Annotated in this window: 8 protein-coding genes and 1 riboswitch; of the genes, 1 reads left to right on the top strand and 7 read right to left on the bottom strand. The window is 46.0% G+C overall.

The annotated features are described in order from the left end of the window. Positions 1-99: 99 nt before the first annotated feature. The 3 genes from ATH33_RS00220 to guaA all read right to left on the bottom strand — a co-directional run bounded on the left by ATH33_RS00220 (position 100) and on the right by guaA (position 4,220). The gene (locus ATH33_RS00220) at positions 100-1,245 is read right to left on the bottom strand and encodes a peptidase MA family metallohydrolase (RefSeq protein WP_062843363.1); all 1,146 of its coding nucleotides are present in this window, start codon (positions 1,243-1,245) and stop codon (positions 100-102) included. A 97-nt stretch (positions 1,246-1,342) separates the two neighbouring features. Next, positions 1,343-2,650, bottom strand: coding sequence for an NCS2 family permease (locus ATH33_RS00225; RefSeq protein ID WP_181729210.1), 1,308 nt, complete (start codon positions 2,648-2,650; stop codon positions 1,343-1,345). A gap of 31 nt (positions 2,651-2,681) precedes the next feature. Then, a complete protein-coding gene (gene guaA / locus ATH33_RS00230) occupies positions 2,682-4,220 on the bottom strand; it encodes a glutamine-hydrolyzing GMP synthase (RefSeq protein ID WP_037996405.1) in 1,539 nt (512 codons plus the stop codon). 153 nt (positions 4,221-4,373) lie between these two features. Further along, a riboswitch (purine riboswitch) is annotated at positions 4,374-4,475 on the bottom strand. A gap of 172 nt (positions 4,476-4,647) precedes the next feature. Here guaA and namA point away from each other — a divergent pair. After that, positions 4,648-5,670 carry an NADPH dehydrogenase NamA gene (namA, locus tag ATH33_RS00235; RefSeq protein WP_121873919.1) on the top strand — a complete coding sequence of 341 codons (1,023 nt, stop codon included), beginning with the start codon at positions 4,648-4,650 and terminating at the stop codon, positions 5,668-5,670. A gap of 347 nt (positions 5,671-6,017) precedes the next feature. On the opposite strand, the gene ATH33_RS00245 is transcribed toward namA, so the two are convergent. From ATH33_RS00245 to ATH33_RS00255, 4 genes are all read right to left on the bottom strand, one after another. Next, positions 6,018-6,425 carry a hypothetical protein gene (locus tag ATH33_RS00245; protein ID WP_231855203.1) on the bottom strand — a complete coding sequence of 136 codons (408 nt, stop codon included), beginning with the start codon at positions 6,423-6,425 and terminating at the stop codon, positions 6,018-6,020. Then, positions 6,410-6,607 carry a hypothetical protein gene (locus ATH33_RS13690; RefSeq protein WP_052186782.1) on the bottom strand — a complete coding sequence of 66 codons (198 nt, stop codon included), beginning with the start codon at positions 6,605-6,607 and terminating at the stop codon, positions 6,410-6,412. The genes ATH33_RS00245 and ATH33_RS13690 overlap by 16 nt, the downstream gene beginning before the upstream one ends. 567 nt (positions 6,608-7,174) lie before the next feature. Then, a complete protein-coding gene (locus tag ATH33_RS13695) occupies positions 7,175-7,516 on the bottom strand; it encodes a hypothetical protein (protein WP_206760072.1) in 342 nt (113 codons plus the stop codon). 11 nt (positions 7,517-7,527) lie between these two features. Beyond that, positions 7,528-8,025 (bottom strand): polymorphic toxin type 17 domain-containing protein (locus tag ATH33_RS00255; RefSeq protein ID WP_249037503.1); only part of this gene is annotated, 498 nt, incomplete at its 5' end.

Genomic DNA, 8,025 nt, shown 5'->3' on the forward strand with positions numbered 1-8,025 from the left:
TCAAGAATTAACGAGTCATGTCTTCACTCTTCAGTTTTCAAGGAACACTTCATTTCGCTTTATGTTTGCCGCTCTCTCGCGGCGACAAATACGATGTTATCACCTTCCCCGACATAAGTCAACACTTTTTTTAAAATTTTTTTCTCCGTTACAAAAAACCTCCGATAATGCTTTGCGGGTTCTTTGATTGAGTTGCTTTCTTTTCGGTTCGCTCTCCTCATCGATGTAAGGGAACTTTTTCAATCTGGCAAAGAGTTTTTGGATTCCTTCCTCCCCGTATTGTCCGACCAACTGCCGGTACCGGACATAACTGTTCAAATAATATTGGTGTGCTTTTTCAGCGGGCAATTTTTCCAACGGTGTGTTTTCCAGATCTGCAAGCGACCATGTTCTCTCCAATAATTCCACCTGATGATTCACATGGAGCTCCGGCATCAAATGCGCTTCATAATACATCGCCGCCCCTTCCTGCAACCAATAAGCGGCGTTATCATTGGTCAAATCGCTCACTGCCTGGTGCGCCAGTTCATGGATCATTCCGGAAGCCAATTGATCCGGCGCCGTGTGTCCGGCAAGAAACTTGATGGACTGATTGGCCTCATGCCATCCTCCAGCCCACCGGGGCAATGAAGGTTTCACCGACTGACGAAACCATTCAGGATCATGATACAGCTTCACTTCCATTTTTTGCGGTTGCCATGCCAAGCGCTTTTGCAGTTTGGCAGCGGCTTTTTTCAAGGTATGATAAGCAATCTGCGCATTCATCTTTAATGCAGGATTCGTGTAATAAACCGTAATTTTTTGATCCCCCCATTGTTCAAAAGCCAAGTCCGACTCTTTCCATCCTTGGGGCGTCAGACGCAACCGGACCGGCCACCGGACACTCACCGGTTCCCCCTTGGCTGAATAAACCTGTTCCACCACGATGCGTACCGTCTTGTCCCGATCCGGCATGACAGACAGCACTTTCAAATGAAAAGAATCCGGATCCATCCCTTGTATCGCATCTTGAAACCAACGCTTTTGCTCTTGCCTGTAAAAAGTGTTTTCGGGATCGATGGTTTGGAGAAACAGGTCAAGTTTCCGTCTGTGAACGGCCTGCTCTTTTTGTTTCATCAGTTGTCCAACCGCACGGCAGACATCCGGTTCCAGCTCCCGGCAGGATTCCTGAGCCATCCCCTGCACCGGTAAAATCAACAGGAACAAGCTCCAGAATATCACTGCCACCACATATTTTCGAGACATAACTCTCCTCCTTTCCTCTTAGTCTTTGAAACAAAAGACAAAGTATGCAAAGAAAAAAGCTTTCCCCCGTGACAGGAGAAAGCTTCGGGCCATCACCTCAGACGGCTCCCAAAAAGATAAACCGCAAAGCAAAGATAATCCCCAAAATATAAACAATCACATTCACTTTTTTCCCTTCGCCGGCCACCAGTTTACACAAAGGATAAAAAACAAAGCCGGCCGCAATTCCCGTTGCAATGCTGAAGGTCAACGGCATAAAGATCACCGTGATGAAAGCCGGAATCGCTTCACTCAGGTCATCCCATTCAATCTTTTTCAGGTTTCCGGCCATCAACACGCCCACAATGACCAATGCCGGCGAAGTAATGGCGGAAACGGATGCCAGCGACTCAATCAACGGGAAGAAAAACAAAGCTCCCAAAAAACAGACCGCCGTGACAACCGATGTCAGCCCGGTGCGTCCTCCGGTCGCCACTCCCGCCGAAGACTCAATATAAGAAGTCACGGTGGAGGTGCCGAACACAGCCCCCAACATGGTGGCCACCGAATCGGTAAACAACGCTCTCCCCGCACGGGGCAGTTTGTTATCTTTCAGCAGTCCGGCCTGGCTGGCCACCCCCACCAACGTCCCTGCATTATCAAATAAATCAACAAACAAAAAAGCAAAAACAATCGTAAAAAGTCCGAGTTCCAAAGCAGCCGGAACATCCAGCTTCATAAAAGTCGGCGCCATGCTCGGCGGCAGGGCAAAAAAGTCAGCCGGCACTTGAACCTGACCGGTGATCATTCCCGCAACCGCGGTGATCAACATGCCGATAAAAATCGCGCCTTTCACTTTTCGCACCATCAATACCGTGGTGATAAACAAACCAAAGATGGTAAGCAAAATCTCCGGTTTTTCCGTCAGGTGCGGATTGATCATCACAAACGTGGATTCAGAATCCACAATGACATTGGCATTTTTCAAGCCGATGAATGCAATAAATATCCCGATCCCGGACGAGACAGCATATTTCAGCCCGGTGGGAATCGAGTTGATGATGAGCTCACGCACTTTCGTGACGGTCAAAAGAAAAAAGATGATTCCGGATAAAAAGACGGCTCCCAATGCGGTTTGCCAAGGCAACTTCATTCCCAAAACGACCGTGAAAGTAAAATACGCGATGAGTCCCAATCCGGGAGCCAGTGCAATGGGGTAATTGGCAATCACCCCCATCAAGAACGTGCCGACGGCGGCGGAAAGAGCCGTTGCCACAAAAACGGCTCCCATATCCATGCCCGCCTGCCCCATCATGGATGGGGAAACCAGCAAAATATACGCCATCGTGAAAAACGTGGTCACGCCCGCCAGCACTTCGGTCTTCACATCGGTCTTATGTTCGTCCAATTGGAAAAAACGTTGGATGACTGACATGATTTCTACCTATCCTTCCCGATCATTCCCATTCGATGGTTGACGGCGGCTTCGAAGTGATATCGTAGACCACCCGGTTTACATCTTCGACTTCATTGATGATGCGGTTTGAAATTCTTTCCAGCACATCATAAGGAATGCGTGCCCAATCTGCAGTCATCCCGTCCACCGAGGTGACGGCACGGATCCCCACCGTGTAAGCATAGGTCCGGACATCACCCATGACTCCCACACTTTTGAAGTCGGGCAAAGTGGCAAAATACTGCCAGATCTCCTTGTCCAAACCGGCTTTTTGAATTTCATCCCGCAAAATGGCATCCGCTTCACGGACAATTTCCAATTTCTCTTCGGTCACTTCGCCAATCACGCGAATTCCCAGTCCCGGTCCCGGGAAAGGTTGACGCCAGACAATTTCAGCCGGAAGTCCCAGTTCTTCCCCGACTTTCCGGACTTCATCTTTAAAGAGCGTATTGAGCGGCTCAATCAATTCCATCTTCATGTCTTCCGGCAAACCGCCGACATTGTGATGGGATTTAATCGTATGAACCGTGTCCGTCCCGGACTCCACCACATCGGTGTACAAAGTCCCTTGCCCGAGGAAACGGTGATCCCCGAACTTGGCGGATTCTTCTTCAAAGACGCGGATAAACTCATTGCCGATGATTTTCCGTTTTTGTTCCGGATCGGTAACGCCTTTCAACTTGCTCAAAAAACGGTCTTTGGCATCCACTTTCACCAGGTTCATCTGGAAGTTTTCCCCGAATGTTTTCACGACACTGTCCGCCTCGCCTTTGCGCAACAAACCGTGATCCACGAACATGCAGGTCAACTGGTCTCCGACCGCTTTGTGGATCAATGCCGCAACCACCGAGGAATCCACACCTCCGCTTAAAGCGCACAACACTTTTTGGTCTTGAACCCGTTCGCGGATTTCTTGGACGGCATGATCGATAAACGATTCCATGCTCCAGTTTCCTTCACAACCGCAAACTTCATACAAGAAATTGGAAATCAATTGATTTCCGTTTACCGTGTGGCGAACTTCCGGATGGAATTGCACGGCATAAATCCTTTGTTCCGGAAGACTCATTGCCGCCACCGGAGCCGATTCCGTTTTTCCGTCGACCCGGAATCCGGACGGGGCGCCGGTCACCACGTCGCTGTGGCTCATCCAAACAAGCTCTTTTTCATCCAAACCTTTAAAGAGCGGGGAATCGGAAACAACTTCCAATTCAGACTTCCCGTATTCCCGTTTTTTGGCCCTTTCCACTTTGGCCCCAAAGTGGCTGGCAATCAACTGCATCCCGTAGCAGATCCCCAAAACGGGAATGCCGAGTTCAAAAATCTTGGGATCGCATTTGAGCGAGTCTTCATCATACACGCTATAGGGCCCACCGGAAAAAACAATGCCTTTGGGTTTCATCTCTTGGATTTTTTCGGCGGAAATGGTTCCGGGTAACAGCTCACTAAACACACCAAGATCCCGGATCCTCCGGGCAATCAATTGATTGTACTGTCCGCCAAAATCCAGCACGACAACTCGTTCCAATGGTTTTTCCATACGTCGCAACCTCTCTTCCAGCGAAATAAACTTTTGCCAAACTTAATAAAAAAGCCGGGACACCCATACCGCACGGCGATACAGGACCCCGGTTCACCATATTTTTGCATTCTTCATGATGAATGGAAATGAAATGAAGAAAACATATAGGATTCCCGAAGACCTATTCGCCGTAGTCCGGCCATTTACGGTGGCCGGGTAGAAACGTTCGGGCCCTATTCCCAAACATATACGGCAAAAGTCTTAGCCAAAAATCATCATAATCATAACAAGCCGTTTTAATGCGGTCAACAGTTTTATGTTTCATCCCTTTGGTTTTATCTATTCTTGCACAAATCCATAATGGATATAGCGAATCAACTATTAAACATGTATAATAATTTTTAGTAAGTAACAATAAAAAAAGAAGGTAAGAAGGTGAACAGAGATGTCCTCGATCTTTCAAACATTCACGCAAAAAAATGTCACACTGCCCAACCGCATCGTGATGTCGCCCATGTGCATGTATTCCGCTGGCGAAGATGGAAAAGTCACTGATTTTCACCGTGTCCATTACGGCACCCGTTCACTGGGAAAAGTGGGTTTGATCATGATCGAAGCAACGGCCGTGGAAAGCCGCGGACGGATCAGCTCCCGTGACTTGGGACTGTGGAACGACGGGCAAAAGGAAGGGTTGAAAGAGATTGTGGACTTTGCCCACAGCCAGGGTGTCAAAACCGCCATCCAACTCGCCCACGCCGGCCGGAAAGCCGAGGTCGATGAGCCCATCATTGCCCCCAGTGCCATTGCCTTTGACGATAAAAGCAAAACACCGAATGAAATGACCACTGAAGACATAAAAACCGTGGTCCAGTCCTTTGCCGATGCTGCCCGCCGTGCAAAAGAAATCGGGTTTGACATCGTAGAAATCCATGCCGCTCACGGCTATCTGATCAACGAGTTTTTATCCCCGCTCAGCAATCAACGCACAGATGAATACGGCGGAGACCTGGACGGCCGTTCCCGCTTTCTCAAAGAAGTGATTCAAGCCGTTCAGGAAACATGGGCAACGGATCGTCCGCTTTATGTCCGCATCTCCGCAGTGGACCATCATCCGGACGGGATCCAAATCGAAGACAGCATTGCCTTGGCACGCAAACTGAAAAAATGGGGCGTCGATCTCATCGATGTTTCTTCCGGGGGAACCCTGCCCGTGGCACCCGACAAAATCCATCCGGGTTATCAGGTTCCTTATGCTGAAGCGATCAAAAAAGAAGCCGGCATTGCCACCGGTGCCGTCGGCCTTGTCACCACACCGGAACAAGCGGAAGATATTCTGGGAAATGAACGGGCCGATTTGGTCTTCTTGGGACGCGAATTGCTCCGCAATCCCTTCTGGGTGCTGGATGCCGCAGGAAACCGTGATGTTTCCTATTTCGGTCCCGAACAATACCGGATGGCTTATAAATAAAAAAAGAGGAGGGGTTGGTCCCCTCTTTTTTTTTTGAAAATGATTAACGTTGCATAAAACAGGTGAAAACGGTCGGCAAGCTTGCTGATCACCTCCGGATCATGCAAATACACACCTATTTCCCACACAACGAACGACAAGGCAAAACGCTCATGGATTCCTGTCAATTTCTGTCCAATTTGCAATATATCAAATTCGATCCGCTTTCATTGCAATATCAATCATCTATCTTTCTCTCTGTAATAAATATTTATGTTTTGATATACAGATACGATATCATCAAGTTTGCAACGGCAAAAAGACAAGATAAAACCTCTTCTCTTCTTAAAAGGATGGTCAGTCCCCTCTCATACCGGGTAGTTCAATTTCATTTTTTTAACAAACGCTTCCGGAAGTTGTTGTTGGGAAAAGTTCAAACTCATCCATGAAAAAACCGTCGCATTGATTGGATGCCAATGGTTTAAGAAAGGCAGACGATGCCATCGGTCTTTCTCATCGCGAAATCCCAACACACATACCCCCATATCCCTTTCTCCCCAGATTTCCCACTTTCCGGACGGAGGCACCCACACGACAGTATAAGAGTGATACAGGATTGCATCCGCAGGACTTTTTGCAGGTCCATGCGCCAGTACAGAAAAATATTCATCCGCTGATAAATCCACCGGCAGTTTCGCCCAGGAAAAACGGCCAAACGCTTTATAATAATAGCGGACCGGATCCGGATTCAAAACGCCCATCAGAATTTTCGGCACAAATCCTGAAGGACAGGCCAAAACGCTTCACCCATCGCCCAATCAAATTCTTCAAACTTGAACCCGTGGAACGATTCTTGAAAAACCTTCTCCGGCAATTCCTGCTCCGTGTTGAACACATGATCAACCCATTTCTTTGATTCCGCAAACTCTTTTTTGTCCGCGATAAACAAACGTTCCATTCGCCTCTGCCTCCTCATCTGATCCCGGTTATTTCCTTTACCGAACCCCCCCATCTTACACGGTCCATTCCCCGGTTTTCGGGTTCCTGTAACACCAACTTTACCTGAACCCTAAAATGGTTCGAACCATATGTAAAGCCGCGCATTTTTATTATTTTCCAGAGATTCAAAAGGTAAACCATTACATAAAGCGTTGGATATGATTCTCCACTTCTTGAATATATAGGAAGAAAAAATTAATATAACCACTTGTCATCCACGCACTAGCGGGTATTTTTTGCTAAGGTTACAATATTAAAGGACAGTCCTGAAATGACTGCCCTTCTAATCCAATCAATATATTTTCCTGTTTTTAATTCTTGTAACATCAATCAATATATCTTTTTATTATGTTATCCCCCTGCAAAAGATAACAATAATATGCGGAAAAGTTACCCTTCAGTTTTTGTTACATTCTTTCAAATAATTCATCCTGCTAATTTGCTGGATCGATCATTTTGCTTAATACATCTTAATTCTTTAATTCTTAACACTAATATCTCAGTTTCTATAGAAATAATGTAAATGTTATTCAAAGTCTTCAAACCAACAATTGCAAAATCGCAGTTTTGTATTACAAAAGACTGCTCCCATTTTATTTGCACTAGAAACTGCAGAAATCCTTCCTTTATCCCAAGACCACTTGTTTGAAATTTTATTAAGTATGACCTCTGCTTTTTGGTGATCCAGAACACTTGAAGTTTCAACATTGCATGTAATTTTAAACCAACCATCAACTTTCCAATAGGGTTCGTTTTCAACAATATGATATGAGTCAACATAATTTTCAATTTTTTTCATTATATCGTTTAATACAATCAGTGCTTCATCTTCACTCTGACAATCCATAAATAAACTTAACTGAAACATATTCCCCTCCGTTAATGTGAAATTTCACCGTCTGGTGTTACATTGATATACTTTTTATTATTTTTGGTATATTGCCCCCATTTTTTCAACCCTTTTTCTGAGAGTTGTACATCCCATTCAAAATCAAAGTCTTTATTGGGATCTCCATGATAGGGCCCTTTTTTCCACACATTGCCAAATCTATCTACATATCCTCCCAACTTTTTATCATACTTAACTTCCTTTCCTGGAATAAATCTGAATTTTCCTTTTTTGGGTAATTGCGCCTTGGTTATAGGGTTTGTAATATTCTTTTGATATTCCTCGGTTCTCTGTTGTTTCCTTTGATAATATCCACCATAAGGGTCAGCAGTCTTTGATTCGGTATTTGAAATCCCTTTATCTCCACAACTCTTACCACTTGGCAACAGCATCATGGCCACATAGCTGTCTGCCGGTTGTTCATAAACCAGGCAATCCAGCTTTTTGTATACCTTCATGGCCGCAGGGGCAATTTTGGGGATTCCAAA

This window comes from Thermoactinomyces vulgaris (assembly GCF_003688725.1).
GTDB classification, from domain to species: Bacteria; Bacillota; Bacilli; order Thermoactinomycetales; family Thermoactinomycetaceae; genus Thermoactinomyces; species Thermoactinomyces vulgaris.